Source organism: Pseudomonas sp. 05N431, from assembly GCF_056397005.1.
In genome coordinates, this window is the sequence record NZ_JBFTMN010000015.1 from 21,930 (window position 1) to 37,476 (window position 15,547).

15 protein-coding genes are annotated in these 15,547 nt (G+C 59.3%); 10 read left to right on the top strand and 5 right to left on the bottom strand.

The features are described from left to right. The first annotated feature begins 98 nt into the window (after window positions 1–98). From xerD to AC1DIG_RS22510, 5 genes are all read left to right on the top strand, one after another. Entirely contained in the window at window positions 99–995 is an 897-nt protein-coding gene (gene xerD / locus AC1DIG_RS22490; RefSeq protein ID WP_477769080.1) for a site-specific tyrosine recombinase XerD, read from the top strand. A 265-nt stretch (window positions 996–1,260) separates the two neighbouring features. Next, the gene (locus AC1DIG_RS22495; RefSeq protein WP_477769081.1) at window positions 1,261–1,992 is read left to right on the top strand and encodes a DsbC family protein; all 732 of its coding nucleotides are present in this window, start codon (window positions 1,261–1,263) and stop codon (window positions 1,990–1,992) included. A gap of 136 nt (window positions 1,993–2,128) precedes the next feature. Beyond that, on the top strand, window positions 2,129–3,433 hold the full coding sequence (locus AC1DIG_RS22500) for a homoserine dehydrogenase (RefSeq protein WP_092281511.1): 1,305 nt from the start codon (window positions 2,129–2,131) through the stop codon (window positions 3,431–3,433). A 66-nt stretch (window positions 3,434–3,499) separates the two neighbouring features. Then, window positions 3,500–4,909, top strand: coding sequence for a threonine synthase (gene thrC / locus AC1DIG_RS22505; RefSeq protein WP_007897604.1), 1,410 nt, complete (start codon window positions 3,500–3,502; stop codon window positions 4,907–4,909). A gap of 255 nt (window positions 4,910–5,164) precedes the next feature. Then, window positions 5,165–5,452 (top strand): DUF3509 domain-containing protein, encoded by a 288-nt coding sequence (locus tag AC1DIG_RS22510; protein ID WP_477769082.1) that lies wholly within the window; start codon window positions 5,165–5,167, stop codon window positions 5,450–5,452. Between the two features lie 167 nt (window positions 5,453–5,619). Here AC1DIG_RS22510 and AC1DIG_RS22515 read toward each other — a convergent pair whose 3' ends face one another. Together AC1DIG_RS22515 and AC1DIG_RS22520 are read right to left on the bottom strand one after the other, a co-directional pair. After that, window positions 5,620–6,561: a TIGR02285 family protein gene (locus AC1DIG_RS22515; protein WP_477769083.1), complete on the bottom strand. Its 942-nt coding sequence runs from the start codon at window positions 6,559–6,561 to the stop codon at window positions 5,620–5,622. After that, complete coding sequence (locus AC1DIG_RS22520; RefSeq protein WP_216744772.1) at window positions 6,515–7,714, bottom strand: CaiB/BaiF CoA transferase family protein; 1,200 nt, start codon at window positions 7,712–7,714, stop codon at window positions 6,515–6,517. Before AC1DIG_RS22520 ends, AC1DIG_RS22515 begins: the two co-directional genes overlap by 47 nt. Before the next feature lie 149 nt (window positions 7,715–7,863). Here AC1DIG_RS22520 and AC1DIG_RS22525 point away from each other — a divergent pair, with 149 nt between their 5' ends. The 3 genes from AC1DIG_RS22525 to AC1DIG_RS22535 all read left to right on the top strand — a co-directional run bounded on the left by AC1DIG_RS22525 (window position 7,864) and on the right by AC1DIG_RS22535 (window position 11,594). After that, window positions 7,864–8,406 carry a YaeQ family protein gene (locus AC1DIG_RS22525; protein ID WP_054593842.1) on the top strand — a complete coding sequence of 181 codons (543 nt, stop codon included), beginning with the start codon at window positions 7,864–7,866 and terminating at the stop codon, window positions 8,404–8,406. Between the two features lie 66 nt (window positions 8,407–8,472). Then, window positions 8,473–10,182 carry a single-stranded-DNA-specific exonuclease RecJ gene (gene recJ / locus AC1DIG_RS22530; protein WP_477769084.1) on the top strand — a complete coding sequence of 570 codons (1,710 nt, stop codon included), beginning with the start codon at window positions 8,473–8,475 and terminating at the stop codon, window positions 10,180–10,182. A gap of 305 nt (window positions 10,183–10,487) precedes the next feature. Continuing rightward, entirely contained in the window at window positions 10,488–11,594 is a 1,107-nt protein-coding gene (locus tag AC1DIG_RS22535) for an NADH:flavin oxidoreductase/NADH oxidase (RefSeq protein ID WP_477769085.1), read from the top strand. Between the two features lie 196 nt (window positions 11,595–11,790). Here the strand turns inward: AC1DIG_RS22535 and AC1DIG_RS22540 are convergent, their stop codons facing one another. Beyond that, window positions 11,791–13,425 carry a glucan biosynthesis protein D gene (locus tag AC1DIG_RS22540; RefSeq protein ID WP_477769086.1) on the bottom strand — a complete coding sequence of 545 codons (1,635 nt, stop codon included), beginning with the start codon at window positions 13,423–13,425 and terminating at the stop codon, window positions 11,791–11,793. A gap of 483 nt (window positions 13,426–13,908) precedes the next feature. Here AC1DIG_RS22540 and AC1DIG_RS22545 point away from each other — a divergent pair, with 483 nt between their 5' ends. Continuing rightward, window positions 13,909–14,094, top strand: a complete 186-nt coding sequence (locus AC1DIG_RS22545) for a hypothetical protein (protein ID WP_477769087.1) — start codon at window positions 13,909–13,911, stop codon at window positions 14,092–14,094. A 78-nt stretch (window positions 14,095–14,172) separates the two neighbouring features. Here AC1DIG_RS22545 and AC1DIG_RS22550 read toward each other — a convergent pair whose 3' ends face one another. Together AC1DIG_RS22550 and AC1DIG_RS22555 are read right to left on the bottom strand one after the other, a co-directional pair. Then, window positions 14,173–14,463 carry a type II toxin-antitoxin system RelE/ParE family toxin gene (locus AC1DIG_RS22550; protein ID WP_477769088.1) on the bottom strand — a complete coding sequence of 97 codons (291 nt, stop codon included), beginning with the start codon at window positions 14,461–14,463 and terminating at the stop codon, window positions 14,173–14,175. Then, window positions 14,432–14,689: a CopG family ribbon-helix-helix protein gene (locus tag AC1DIG_RS22555; protein WP_477769089.1), complete on the bottom strand. Its 258-nt coding sequence runs from the start codon at window positions 14,687–14,689 to the stop codon at window positions 14,432–14,434. The genes AC1DIG_RS22550 and AC1DIG_RS22555 overlap by 32 nt, the downstream gene beginning before the upstream one ends. Before the next feature lie 473 nt (window positions 14,690–15,162). Here AC1DIG_RS22555 and AC1DIG_RS22560 point away from each other — a divergent pair, with 473 nt between their 5' ends. Then, a complete protein-coding gene (locus tag AC1DIG_RS22560) occupies window positions 15,163–15,528 on the top strand; it encodes a DUF6124 family protein (protein ID WP_477769090.1) in 366 nt (121 codons plus the stop codon). The last annotated feature ends 19 nt before the right edge of the window (window positions 15,529–15,547 follow it).

A 15,547-nucleotide genomic window follows, 5' to 3' on the forward strand; every position in this document is an offset into this window, starting at 1 on the left:
TTATTCCTCTCCCTGAAAGTGCCATGGTTTCGCGAGCGGCCATGCTATGAAAGACTGTTCGCCACCTTCCCGTTGTTGCCTGTCTTGCTTGAGCCTTTATGCCTGCCATCGACCATCCATTGATAGACCAGTTTCTCGACGCCCTGTGGTTGGAGAAAGGCCTGTCCGATAACACCCGTGACGCCTATCGCAGCGACCTGGCCCTGTTCAACGGCTGGTTGCTGGAGAAGGGCCTGGAGCTGGTCAACGCCGGGCGCGAGCTGATCCTCGATCACCTGGCCTGGCGCCTCGAACAAAACTACAAACCTCGCTCGACTGCGCGGTTTCTCTCGGGTGTGCGTGGGTTCTATCGCTATTTGCTGCGTGAAAAACTGATTGCCGTCGACCCGACATTGCGCGTCGACATGCCGCAACTTGGCAGGCCATTGCCCAAGTCATTGTCGGAAGCGGACGTGGAAGCCTTGCTCGCCGCACCGGATCTGAGCGAAGCGATCGGCCAGCGCGATCGCGCCATGCTGGAAGTGCTGTATGCCTGCGGCTTGCGGGTTACCGAACTGATCAGCCTGACGCTGGAACAGATCAACCTGCGCCAGGGCGTGCTGCGCGTCATGGGCAAGGGCAGCAAGGAACGGCTGGTGCCGATGGGCGAGGAGGCGATTGTCTGGGTCGAGCGCTACCTGCGCGATGCGCGCAGCGAGTTACTGGGCGGGCGGCCCAGCGATGTGCTGTTTCCGAGCCTGCGTGGCGAGCAGATGACTCGCCAGACCTTCTGGCATCGAATCAAGCACCAGGCCAAAGTCGCCGGGATCGGCAAGTCCCTGTCGCCGCATACCTTGCGTCACGCTTTCGCCACCCATCTGCTCAACCACGGCGCCGACTTGCGGGTGGTGCAAATGTTGCTCGGCCATAGCGACCTGTCGACCACACAAATCTACACCCACGTCGCTCGCGCCCGTTTGCAGGACCTGCACGCCAAACACCATCCACGCGGCTAGTCGATGTGATAATGGCTTTTTGTGGGAGCGAGCTTGCTCGCGATTGTGGCGGCACATCCAGCATTGATGTGGCTGACAGATAGCTATCGCGAGCAAGCTCGCTCCCACAAGGGTTTTGTGTTCCCCATGATGTCTTGCGTCAGGCGCATTCGGCCACGCGGGCCTTATGTGGTAGGCTTTGCGGGTTTGCACGATGGGCGGTTATGACCCGGTGTTTCATTGCCGGCGTTCTAGCCGACTCATTTGCCCGCCTTCAGGAGTTCTCATGCGTCTGACCCAGATTTTCGCCGCCGCAGCCATTGCGTTGGTCAGCACCTTTGCTATCGCCGATGATGCGGCTGATAAAGCCATTCGTAAAAGCCTGGAAACCCTCAAGCTCGACACCCCGATCGAGTCAATCAGTGCCAGCCCGCTGGCCGGTCTCTACGAAGTCAAACTCAAGGGCAGCCGCGTGCTGTACGCGAGCGCCGACGGCCAGTACATCGTTCAGGGCTACGTGTTCCAGCTCAAGGACGGCAAACCGGTCAACCTGACCGAGAAGGCCGAGCGTCTGGGTATCTCCAAGCTGATCAACGGTATTCCGGTTGCTGAAACCGTGGTTTACCCGGCGATTGGCGAAACCAAGACCCACATCACCGTATTCACCGACACCACCTGCCCGTACTGCCACAAATTGCACGCCGAAGTGCCTGCATTGAACAAAATGGGCATCGAAGTGCGTTATGTTGCTTTCCCGCGCCAGGGCCTCGGCTCGCCGGGTGATGAGCAACTGCAAGCGGTCTGGTGCTCGGCTGACAAAAAAGCGGCGATGGACAACATGGTCGACGGCAAGGAAATCAAGGCTGCCAAGTGCGCCAACCCGGTTTCCAAGCAGTTCGCCCTGGGCCAGTCGATCGGCGTGAACGGTACACCGGCTATCGTTTTGGCCGATGGCCAAGTGATTCCGGGCTACCAGCCAGCACCACAAGTCGCCAAACTGGCACTGAGTGCGAAATAATCCTGCGTCGTCACGGTAAGCCTTTGACGATCATGGAGCGGCGACAGCAGTCGGCGCTCCATTAATAGAGAGCCGCACGTGGTGCGGCTGTTTTCCACGGCCGACCTTGAGTCGGCCGTTTTATGGGGAGTTCACAGTGAAACCGGTCAAAGTAGGCATCTGTGGGTTAGGGACCGTCGGTGGCGGTACCTTCAACGTACTTCAGCGCAACGCCGAGGAAATTGCTCGTCGTGCCGGGCGTGGAATCGAAGTGGCACAAATTGCCATGCGCACGCCAAAGCCTCAGTTCCAGACGACCGGTATTGCGATTACCAACGATGTCTTCGAAGTGGCCACGAACCCTGAGATCGACATCGTTATAGAGCTGATGGGCGGCTACACCGTTGCCCGCGAGCTGGTACTCAAAGCCATCGAGAATGGCAAGCATGTGGTCACCGCGAACAAGGCACTGATTGCCGTTCACGGTAATGAAATTTTCGCCAAGGCCCGCGAGAAAGGCGTGATCGTCGCGTTCGAAGCCGCGGTAGCCGGTGGCATTCCGGTGATCAAGGCGATTCGTGAAGGCCTGTCGGCCAACCGCATCAACTGGGTCGCCGGGATCATCAACGGCACCGGCAACTTCATCCTCACCGAAATGCGTGAGAAGGGCCGGACCTTTGAAGACGTACTCGCCGAGGCGCAAGCCCTGGGTTACGCCGAGGCCGATCCAACCTTCGACGTCGAAGGCATCGACGCGGCACACAAGCTGACGATCCTGGCATCGATCGCTTTCGGCATCCCGCTGCAGTTCGACAAGGCCTACACCGAAGGCATCACCAAGCTGACCACCGCTGACGTGAACTACGCTGAAGCGCTGGGCTATCGCATCAAGCACTTGGGCGTGGCGCGTAGCACTGCCGCTGGCATCGAACTGCGTGTGCATCCGACGCTGATCCCGGCCGATCGCCTGATCGCCAACGTCAACGGCGTGATGAACGCGGTGATGGTCAACGGTGACGCTGCCGGTTCGACGCTGTTCTACGGCGCGGGTGCCGGCATGGAGCCTACGGCTTCGTCGGTGATCGCGGACCTGGTGGATGTGGTTCGCGCCATGACCTCTGACCCGGAAAACCGCGTACCGCACCTGGCCTTCCAGCCGGATTCGCTGTCGGCTCACCCGATCCTGCCGATCGAAGCCTGCGAAAGCGCCTACTACCTGCGCATCCAGGCCAAGGACCATCCGGGCGTGCTGGCTCAGGTCGCGAGCATCCTGTCGGAGCGCGGTATCAACATCGAATCGATCATGCAGAAAGAAGTCGAAGAGCATGACGGTCTGGTGCCAATGATCCTGCTGACTCACCGTGTGCTGGAACAGCACATGAACGACGCGATCGCCGCCCTCGAAGCGTTGGCTGGCGTGGTCGGTCCGGTTGTACGGATCCGCGTTGAGCATCTGAACTAAGCCGTTATCGTTCACCGGGCTCGCTTGCGGGCCCGGGTTTGCGAACACTGTCTATTGGAGCCAGTCATGCGTTATATCAGTACCCGCGGCCAGGCACCGGCCCTGAATTTCGAAGACGTCCTGCTGGCCGGTCTGGCCACTGACGGCGGTCTGTACGTCCCGGAAAACCTGCCACGTTTCACCCAGGAAGAAATCGCTTCCTGGGCCGGCCTGCCATATCACGAGCTGGCTTTCCGGGTGATGCGCCCGTTTGTCACCGGCAGCATTCCTGACGCTGATTTCAAAAAGATCCTTGAAGAAACCTACGGCGTGTTCTCCCACAACGCCGTGGCGCCGTTGCGTCAGTTGAACGGCAACGAATGGGTGCTGGAGCTGTTCCACGGCCCGACCCTGGCATTCAAGGACTTCGCCCTGCAATTGCTCGGTCGTCTGCTCGACTATGTGCTGGAAAAACGCGGTGAGCGCGTGGTCATCGTCGGCGCCACCTCGGGCGATACCGGCTCGGCCGCCATCGAAGGCTGCAAGCACTGCGAAAACGTCGACATCTTCATCCTGCACCCGCACAACCGCGTGTCCGAAGTGCAGCGTCGCCAGATGACCACCATCTTCGGCGAGAACATCCACAACATCGCCATCGAAGGCAACTTCGATGACTGCCAGGAAATGGTCAAGGCGAGCTTCGCTGACCAGAGCTTCCTCAAAGGCACGCGCCTGGTGGCGGTGAACTCGATCAACTGGGCGCGGATCATGGCCCAGATCGTCTACTACTTCCATGCAGCCCTGCAGTTGGGCGGCCCGGCGCGCTCGGTGTCGTTCTCGGTGCCAACCGGCAACTTCGGTGACATCTTCGCCGGCTACCTGGCACGCAACATGGGTTTGCCGATCAATCAGTTGATCGTCGCCACCAACCGCAACGACATCCTGCACCGCTTCATGAGCGGCAATCAGTACGTCAAGGAAACCCTGCACGCCACGTTGTCGCCATCGATGGACATCATGGTCTCGTCGAACTTCGAACGCCTGCTGTTCGACCTGCACGGTCGCAACGGTGCCGCGATCGCCGGCCTGATGGACACCTTCAAGCAAGGTGGCGGTTTCAGCGTCGAGCAAGAGCGCTGGACCGAAGCGCGCAAACTCTTCGACTCGCTGGCCGTGGATGACGCGCAAACCTGCGAGACGATTGCTGAAGTCTTCGAACAAACCGGTGAGTTGCTCGATCCGCACACTGCCATCGGCGTCAAGGCTGCGCGTGAGTGCCGTCGTAGCCTGGATATTCCGATGGTGATTCTGGGAACGGCCCATCCGGTCAAATTCCCTGACGCTGTCGAAAAAGCCGGCGTAGGAAAAGCGCTTGAACTGCCTGCCCATCTTTCTGATCTGTTCGAGCGAGATGAGCGCTGCACCGTTTTGCCAAACGACCTGAAAGCCGTGCAGGCTTTTGTCAGCCAGCATGGCAACCGCGGCAAGCCACTCTGACAGGGTTTCCTGTCGCATGTTGAAGCCCGTCTCCTGACGGGCTTCTTCGTTTCTGCATGGCGCACTTGTCGTGGTTCCGCTCCTCCAGCAGCCGTTTAACCTGCTGTTTTTTTCTTGTCATCTTTCCCATGCATGCTCTGAAGACTCAGGGTAAAGCGACATACCGTCAGTCGAGTTCAGAACTTTCTTCTCGGGCCAGTGGTCATTTATCACGCCCTTGGCACTTTGTTTTCGGACTATTGAGTGGTGATCGAGATGGAAAGTATCAGCCTATTGCTGGGTGAGGCATTGAGCCCGTATCAGGTAACGCTGACCCCGTCAGGTGCCCACGGCGAATGCCTGGTGACATTGAAGAGCGCCACTGGCGCCATCGTGGTCGAACGGGAGTTCAATCAGACGCAGTTCACGGACAAACGACTGCTGACAGACGTTGTCGACGGTTTGCATCGCGATGTGCTGATTGCCGAGGGACGGCTGGAACCCAGCGTGATTGCGGCACTGCGCAATGTTGCGCAAGACAAGCGTGTGGATGGCAGAAGCTGATTTGTTTTTTTCGGGAACCTTCGCGCAATCAGGTTAGTCAGACCCTGTATCAACAAGAGCAGGCATTGTGCTCCGGTGCTTGTCGCTTGTTGGGCGGGTCTTTGTAGGCCACGTTTAACCCCGAGTCGTCTCCCCACTTCTCGGGGTTTCTTTTGCCTGGCGTTTGGTCAGGGTGTCTCATTCTGGAAAAACCGCTTGGCGTCTTCCAGATACTCGCTGCGCATTTTCGGGTCGAGCCATTGGGCGTAAAGCTCGACCAGCCTGGTCTGCCCCGGTCCGCGCAATATTTTGTTGATGTGAGTGATGGCCTGACGGCCCTGCTCGGTGTCCGAGCACGCAATGTGAATCGACTGGTACTTGTCCGTGCCGCGAATCGCGTAGAACTCCAGATCGTCGAGCGATATGCCTTGCTGGCGGGCCTGATAACGAATTTCCGACCAGTACCCCAACAGGGCGGTCAAACGCCCCAGGCGCTGCATTTGCAGCAGACTGCCAAGGGCATCGTTACCGTAATGGGCTGACAGACTGTTGCTCGGTGCCTGTTGCAGCAGGCGGTCAACGACCTGGCCGTAACTGCGTTCGGCGACCACGCCCAGTTTCTTGTCCTGATGCGCCAGCAACTGCTCCAGATCGACGCTGTTGTCGATGATGAAAGGCGCGAGTGCTTTGCGGTCCTGATGGCGTATCACAATGCCGTTGCCAGGGACTCGATAGGCCGCGATGGAATAGACGATCCGTTTCGCCCGTTCCGCGCTCCAGAGCAACGAAGGGTCGCAGGTGAAGCTGGGTTCCAGGAGCATTTGCATGCCGCGTGCGCGGTTGACCTGAAAGGTTGTGTGTTGGTACTCGGGCATGCTGGCGATCAATAGCGGTAAATACCGGTCGATCACGCCCTGGTTTTTTTGCGGCCCGTCGACAATCGTCAGCGGCGGCAGATCGCGCAGCAACCAGATCAACGTGTCCTTGGCTTGAGCGGCCGTGGGGATTGCCAGCAGGCATGACAGCGTTGTGCCGAAACCCAGCACACGAAGGCATCTGCGAATGGCTGACAACCCTTGCAGTTTAGATAGCCCCATCTGCACGCAGTTGCGCGATCTGTTCCACGTCATAGCCAAGCTCGCTCAACACCTGCACATTATGTTCACCGAGCTGCGCGCCAACCCATTCGCAAGCGCCCGGTGTTTCCGAGAGTTTCGGCACGATGCCCGGCATCTTGAAGTCTTTTCCATCGGGCAGCTTGGCTTGCAGGAACATTTCCCGGGCAAGAAATTGCGGGTCGCTGAACATGTCTTCGGCGCTGAAGATCCGGCTGGCTGGCACTTCGGCCAGGTTCAACTGCTCGATCACCGCATCCAGCGGCAACGAACTGACCCAGCGATCAATGACCCCATACAGCTCATCGCGACGGCTATCGCGACCATCGTTGCTGGCAAGCGCTGGATCGTTGGCCAGGTCGTCGCGGCCGATGGTCTGCATGAAGCGCTTGAAGATCGCATCGCCGTTGGCGCCGATCTGCACGTGTTTGCCGTCGGCGCTGGTGTGAATGGAGGAGGGCGTGATGCCGGGCATGATGTTGCCGGTGCGCTCGCGGATAAACCCGAACACATCGAACTCCGGGACCATGCTTTCCATCATGGCGAAGATCGCTTCGTACAAGGCCACGTCCACCACTTGCCCCTGACCACCGTTGACCTCACGGTGACGCAAGGCCATCAGCGCGCCGATCACGCCCCAGAGCGCTGCAATCGAGTCACCGATGGAAATCCCGGTACGCACCGGCGGTCGATCCTCGAAGCCGGTGATGTAACGCAAACCGCCCATGGATTCGCCCACCGCGCCGAAGCCCGGTTGATCCTTCATCGGCCCGGTCTGCCCGAAGCCCGACAGACGAACCATCACCAGTTTCGGGTTCAGTGCATGCAGCACGTCCCAGCCCAGGCCGAGTTTTTCCAACACACCGGGACGGAAATTTTCGATCAGGATGTCGGCTTCGCCGAGCAACTGCTTGAGGATTGCCAGGCCGTCGGGGTGCTTGAGGTTCAGCGTCAGGGACTTCTTGTTGCGCGCCTGGACGAACCACCACAGCGAAGTGCCCTCGTAGAGTTTGCGCCACTTGCGCAACGGGTCACCGCCATCCGGAGATTCGATCTTGATCACTTCGGCGCCGAACTCGGCACAAATACGCGAGGCGAAAGGCCCGGCGATCAAAGTACCGAGTTCAATGATTTTCAGGCCGGCAAGGGGTTTGGCGGTGAGCGGCATGGTCAATCCTGTAGGACAAAGGCTGAGCGAGTAGATCGTTTTATCATAGGCCGGAGCTCATCGCCCACGCTTGATGGCCGTCATGATTCGTTGATTGACCCCGGCATCGGTTAGACTTGCCGCCTTTCCTCGTATCAAGAAGCCCGTTCATGGCCCAGCCGTCCACGACCTACAAGTTTGAACTGAACCTTACCGACCTCGACCGCAGTGTGTACGAGAGCGTCAAGCAGACCATCGCCCGCCACCCTTCGGAAACCGAAGAACGCATGACCGTGCGGCTGTTGGCCTACGCCCTCTGGTACAACGAGCAGCTGTCCTTTGGCCGTGGTCTGTCAGAAGTGGACGAGCCAGCCCTGTGGGAAAAGAGCCTGGATGACCGCGTCCTGCACTGGATCGAAGTCGGCCAGCCAGACGCCGATCGCCTGACCTGGTGTTCGCGTCGTACCGAGCGCACCAGCCTGTTGGCTTACGGCAGCTTGCGCGTCTGGGAAGGCAAAGTGGTGCCCGCAGTAAAAAACCTGAAAAACGTCAACATCGCCGCGGTTCCTCAGGAAGTCCTGGAAACCCTGGCCAAGGACATGCCCCGCGTTATCAAGTGGGACGTGATGATCAGCGAAGGGACGATCTTCGTCACCGACGACCGTGGTCAACACGAAGTCCAGCTGCAATGGTTGGCGGGCGAGCGCGGCTGATTTTTCGCCGCAGGATCGCATCACCCGGTTTTATCCTACGTATTCAAGAGAAGCACCTGTCACCTCATGCGCATCGAACCTCGCCTATTGCCCGACACCCTGCCATTCCTCGGTGATATTCCACCCCTGCTGACCCGTTTATACGCGGCGCGGGGTGTGCAGTCGGAGGCTGAGCTGGACAAGAGCCTGGCGCGCTTGATCCCGTATCAACAGCTCAAGGGCATCGAGGCTGCGGTGGACTTGCTGGTGGTGGCGCTGGAGCAGCGTCAGCGGATTCTGATCGTTGGCGACTTCGATGCCGATGGCGCGACTGCCAGTACTGTTGGCCTGTTGGGGCTGCGTCTGCTCGGCGCGGCTCACGTCGATTATCTAGTGCCGAACCGCTTTGAGTATGGCTATGGCCTGACCCCGGAAATCGTCGAGGTGGCCTTGCAGCGCGAGCCACAGCTGCTGATCACCGTGGACAACGGCATTTCCAGCGTCGAGGGCGTGGCGGCGGCGAAACAGGCCGGGCTCAAGGTGCTGGTCACCGATCACCACTTGCCCGGCGACGAGCTGCCGTTGGCCGATGCCATCGTCAATCCGAACCAGCCAGGTTGTGAGTTCCCGAGCAAGGCGCTGGCCGGTGTCGGGGTGATTTTCTATGTGCTGATGGCGTTGCGTGCACGCCTGCGTAGCCTGGGCTGGTACGAGAGCAGGCCGCAGCCGAACATCGGCGAGTTGCTGGATCTGGTGGCGCTGGGCAGTGTTGCCGACGTGGTGCCGCTGGATGCCAACAACCGGATTCTGGTGCATCAGGGCCTGGAGCGGATTCGCGCCGGCCGGGCTCGGCCGGGCATCAAGGCGATTCTCGAAGTGGCCAAGCGTGACCACTCGCGCATCACCTCGACCGATCTGGGGTTCATCCTCGGCCCACGCCTGAACGCGGCAGGGCGTCTGGACGACATGAGCCTGGGCATCGAATGCCTGCTGACCGAAGACGTGGCGCTGGCCCGTGAAATGGCCGCGCAACTCGACGGCATGAATCAGGACCGCAAATCCATCGAGCAGGGCATGCAGCGCGAAGCGTTGGCCCAGCTCAAGGACTTGCCGCTGGAGTCGATGCCGTTTGGCTTGTGTCTGTTCGACCCTGAATGGCACCAGGGTGTCATCGGGATCCTTGCTTCGCGTATGAAAGAGCGCTATTTCCGTCCGACCATCGCCTTTGCCGACGCCGGTGACGGCATGCTCAAGGGCTCGGGACGTTCCGTGCAGGGCTTTCATATTCGTGACGCCTTGAGTGTGGTGGCGGCGCAGCATCCAAATCTGATCAGCAAGTACGGTGGCCACGCCATGGCCGCGGGCCTGACGTTACCGGAAGCGAATTTTCCGTTGTTCGCCGAGGCCTTCGATACTGAAGTTCGTCGGCAAATGCGCGAAGAGGACCTGACCGGACGGTTGCTGTCGGACGGCACCCTGGCGGTCGAAGAGTTTCACCTGGAACTGGCCCGCGCCCTGCGCCATGCCGGTCCCTGGGGCCAACACTTTCCGGAACCGCTGTTTCACGGGGTGTTCCAGTTGGTCGAGCAGCGCGTGGTCGGTGAACGCCACCTCAAGGTGGTGCTGAAAAGCGAATGCGGTTCGGTGAAACTCGACGGCATTGCGTTTGGCATCGACCGCGACGTCTGGCCGAATCCGACCATTCGCTGGGTCGAGCTGGCCTACAAACTCGACGTCAACGAATTTCGTGGCCAGGAAACCGTCCAGCTGATGATTGCCCATATCGAACCGCGTTAGGCGCAACACAGATCGTTCCCACGCTCTGCGTGGGAACGCATCCCGTGACGCTCCGCGTCACAAAGGCGAACGCAGAGCGTCCATTGAGGCATTCCTTTGCGACGCATGGGAACGATCATCAGCCGAAACTTCCTTGAACCCTCCCTCATCCGCCGATGTCGACTAGGCTCTAATCACTGCTTGATTGGCCTTGTGACGTTTTGTCCATTTTTTACCCGCGGGGGCGGGTGCCGCATCCTTTCCTGTCACTCGTCGACTATTCAAACAGAACCCTGGAGCCTGCCCACTGATTTGAGAGGTGCCCCATGAGTCTGCTGCTTGAACCGTATACCCTTCGTCAATTGACCCTGCTCAACCGCATCGCGGTGTCGCCGATGTGCCAATACTCCAGCGTCGATGGACTGGCCAATGACTGGCACCTGGTCCACCTCGGTAGCCGTGCCGTGGGCGGGGCCGGCCTGGTATTTACCGAAGCCACGGCAGTCACCGCCGAGGGGCGGATCACCGCTCAGGACCTGGGCCTGTGGAACGATGAACAGATCGAACCACTGCAACGCATCACCCGCTTTATCACCGCTCAAGGTGCGGTTGCCGGTATTCAGCTGGCCCACGCCGGACGCAAGGCCAGCACTCACCGGCCGTGGCTGGGCAAACATGGCAGTGTCAAACCGGAGGATGGCGGCTGGACTCCGGTCGGTCCTTCGTCGATAGCCTTTGACCCTCAACACACACCACCCACACCATTGACCGAGGCGCAGATCGCCGAGGTGATTCAGGCGTTCGTCGAGTCGGCCAAGCGTGCACTGACCGCAGGCTTCAAAGTAGTTGAAGTGCACGCGGCGCACGGCTATCTGTTGCATCAGTTTCTGTCGCCGTTGAGCAATCAGCGCCGTGATCAGTACGGCGGGTCTTTCGAAAACCGCATTCGTCTGGTGCTGGAAGTGACCGAGGCGGTACGCGCGGTCTGGCCTGAAGAGTTGCCCTTGTTCGTTCGCGTATCGGCCACCGATTGGGTCGAAGATGGCTGGAACCCGGATGAAACCGTGGAACTGGCGCGGCGCTTGAAAGCGTTGGGGGTCGATCTGATCGACGTATCGTCCGGCGGCACGGCGGCGAATGCGGAGATCCCGACCGGGCCGGGTTATCAGACGCGGTTTGCCGAGCGTGTGCGTAAGGAGTCGGGGATTGCCACCGGCACCGTCGGCTTGATTACCGAACCAGCGCAGGCTGAACACATTCTGCGCACCTGTCAGGCCGACATCATCCTGTTGGCTCGCGAACTGTTGCGCGACCCGTATTGGCCGTTGCACGCCGACGATGACTTGGGCGGACGCAAGGCCATCTGGCCGGCGCAGTATCAACGGGCGACGAGCCGCGATCAGCCGATCCATGAGTCGGATTTGCGGGACTGAGTGACGCTGAAAAAAAAAGCCCTCACCGTTTGGTCGGGGCTTTGTTTGTCTGACGGATTTTTGGTGGTTGTACCGCCGTCATCGCGAGCAAGCTCGCTCCCACATTAGGTTTCGGTGTACACAAAATCTGTGTTCATACCGGTCAAGTGTGGGAGCGAGCTTGCTCGCGATGGGGCCGGCTCGGACGTTACTTATCTCAAGTGGCAGGCCAATCCGGGTACTTGCGCTTGTCCGGCGCTGGCGGGAAATACTGATACAGCCAGGTTTCGCTCAACGTCCGGTCATGGGTACGGATGAACAAGCGCAGCTCCACTGGCGCCACACTGTCATCAGTCGGGACCCAGTCGAAGGTGATTCGGTAGCCTTTGATGTCATCCAGCGCCAGCACGTTGAAATCCTTGACCTGACCGCTCGACGCCGTGACCACCGGTTCGATGCCGGTGCCTTCAGGCAAACGATCCAGTCCTCCACCGGTAAAGTCGACCGCAAAACGCCGCGCCCAGACTTTCGGATAGTGCTCGCCGGGGGCCCAGCCTTCGACGAAACCACCCATGCCCGAACGCGTGGCGTTGACCCGCGCCAGCGGCGTGCCCACCGGCGGCAGGGCGCTCCAGTAGAGCTTGTAGCCGTAGTTCAGCGAGTCGCCTGCAGCCACCGGTTTTTTCGGGGTCCAGAAGGCCACGATGTTGTCCAGGGTTTCGCCGGTGGTCGGGATTTCCAGCAGGTCGACGGAGCCTTCGCCCCACGCGGTGGTCGGCTCGACCCACAGGCTCGGGCGCTTGCTGTACCAATCGACGGTGTCCTGATAGCTGGCAAACTCATGGTCGGTCTGCACCAGACCAAAACCTTTCGGGTCTGTGTCGGCGAAGGCGTTGAACTGCAGGGTCGCCGGGTTATTCAGCGGACGGCAGATCCACTCGCCATTGCCACGCCACATGGCCAGTCGATCCGAGTCGTGGATCTGCGGATGAAGGGTGTCGCACATGCGCCGTTCGTGAGTGCCGCAACTGAACATGCTGGTCATCGGCGCGATGCCGAGTTGCTCGATGGCGGTGCGCGCGTTGACGTGTGCGTCGACGGCCATCACCACCTGATTGGCCTGGCAGTCGATGTCAAAGCGGTAGGCACCAGTGGCACTCGGTGAGTCGAGCAGGGCATAGACCACGAAACGGGTGCTGTCCTTGTCCGGGGTTTCAAACCAGAACTTGGTGAAGTCCGGAAACTCTTCACGCTTTTTGGCGTAGGTATCGATCGCCAGGCCACGGGCCGACAAACCGTACTGGCCGGTGTTATCCACAGCACGGAAGTAGCTGGCGCCGAGGAACGACACCACGTCATGTTTATCCAGCTCCGGGGCCTTGAACAGCTTGAACCCGGCAAACCCCAGGTCACCCTTGAGCTGCGCGGTATCGACGCCGCTGTTCTGGTAATTGAACAGCGACGGGTGGAAATGCACTTCCCGCGCCTGACGGGTCTTGGGGTCGACGCTGTACATGCGCACCGGTTGTTTGAAACCCATGCCGACGTGGAAGAACTGCACGTCGAGTTGCCCGTTCAGGTCATTCCACAGCGAATGTTTGGCGTCGTACTGAATCGCGTTGAACTGCTGCGGCGTCATGTTTGCCAGCGTCGCTGGCAACACCTGCTTGGTGTCGACATAGCCACTGCTGGCCAGTTGCTTGGCTTGTGCCTGCAAGGTCTCGAAGTCGAAGGCCTGGGCCTCGCCATCAGCCGTCCCGGCCCAGGCCCGCGCGGCCAACAATCCAGTGGCCGAAAGGCCGGTGTAGGCAGCGATGGCCATGGAGGCTTTGAGCAAATTCCTGCGGTGCATAGGACAACCTGTTGTGGACGATCCCGCGGCATTCCTGGCTGCGATTCGGATCAAAATGTGAGGTTCGGACAAGCCTTCGACCAAACGCATCGGATTTTAAACAGATGCCCAATAAGATAAAGCGTTCGAAATAGCTCGAAAATGATGAGTGTGCGCTTTATGGAAAACTCCCACAGGCCGCGCCAGGGCTGTGTGTTACTCGAAACGCCGGACCTGCAGTTGCATGAGCTGGAACCCGAGGATACTCAGCTGTCATTCAAGCCGATATAGCGTTTCAAATAAGCGTTTTCATTTATTTGACTAATTACTCTAAAAACAGCTCGCAAACGTTTTTTTGTCCCTATTCTTAGGCTCATGACCGGTCTTTGCCCTTGAGACCGGTGAACGTTCAGCCGCACTCACGCAAGTGCCAGGCATGGTTGAAACAGGAGCAGGGCGATGAGGTATTTGAAGTTTCAGTTCACGTGCAGAGGGACATCGTCCATGGAAAAAGCGCAAGGCATCATCGGGTTTTTAGGGATTTTCTCAGGCTTGAGCCTCTCGCGAAGATCGCGCCGGCTCAGCTCGGAGGAGGTGAAACTCGTCGAGCAGTATCGAGCGTTATCGGAGAATGACCGGATTGCAATGCGCTATCTGGCGGATGCGATGCACCGTGTTTCGCGGTTTTGAGGCGGGTGACGGTCCCTCCCATGTTCGCTTATGGGAGGGGCTGTTTGTCTTGTGCACCAGCCCCGATTGCATAGAGTGTCACCACTCCTGATTACGCTCGGTTCGTTCATGCAATATTCGCAGGATCTGCACTTGGCCGAGTACCAGGCGATAAGGTGCAACAAATGGAAGCTGATTCAGCACAAGCTCACGTATATCCGGTACCGGTGAAGGACGCCCGGAGCCGGGGAACAGTTCAAGTTGGCTAAAGGTGTTGAGGATGCTTGTCACCACATCGTTGGCAGCGGCTGTGCCAATCAGCCCGCAATAGTGTTCATGAATAGCGTCCAGATCACTCTCAGCTTTCTCGGTCAGTGCGACTCTCGGCACGATTTGCCCACTTAGCCTTCACGGCGTCCAGATCGGTCAATTTTCCAGCATCGGCATCGGCAATACCTTCGCTGATTGCTTGCAGGTGCCAGGATTCGGCTTCTACATAACGCACCAGTGCGCGCTTGAGGTGGTACTGACGGTCGCGATCGGTCGCTGCTGCAAGCTGATCCAGTTGCTGGGCAAGAATCTCTTCGACTCGAAAGGACAAAACGGGCGAGGCCATCGCGGCTCTCCTGTGAAGGTGTATACATTGTAAACGACGTAAACACCCTAGGCCCTGCCAAGATTTCAGTCAATCACCAGTTGCGCGCGCGGTGTCAGGAAATCTTAGCGGGGCAGGTGCTTCTGTTTAATCCTTTCCCAAATCCTCGGTCCGAGGCTACGTTGCCTTGCGTCGCTGCCTACACCTACGCCAGAATCCGCCGGCTTGTGCGTCTTGGGCCGGGTCCCTATTGTTTCCGTGTCGCTGCCCATTCAGCGACCGGGTTTCGCAGCCCGGGTAATCTCTAGACGCACAACGTCCCCGTTCGTGAGCAGGTGTCCTCTATGCCTGTCAGTTCATGTTATGGCGGTTGTGCGTGGGAGACCTTCGGGTCTGCCGGTTCTAGAGTCCCGGTCTGCGAACCCGCGTACAGCTGCCACCTCCCTTTGCTTCGCAGCGAATCGTGGCAGCTCCATGACTCTAGGAGCATCAGCATGTTCAAACCAACTCCAAATCCTCCCGAAACAGACCCCGTTTCCCCCTACGCCTCTCTCAATTCGAAAGAACTCCACGCCGCCGCGCACCGTGCGCTCGATCACTACCTGGTGCTACCCGAAACCAAGACATTGCTAGCCGACCGACGCCCCGGCTGCATTTTCGTCATTGCCCCCGACATCGACAGCGAAACCCTGCTGGCCCATGCCTGCGAGACGCTCGCGTCGGTGAATGTCATGGCCAGCGATCTGGCGTTCGAACTCGAAGGCCCCAAACGCAATACCGCGCTGGCGATTCAGCAGATGATCTCGCTGGCCGAGCTGGCCGTGAATCGAGCACTGGATCACCTCGACCCACCGGAGTAACGGATAAGAACGCGGCTCC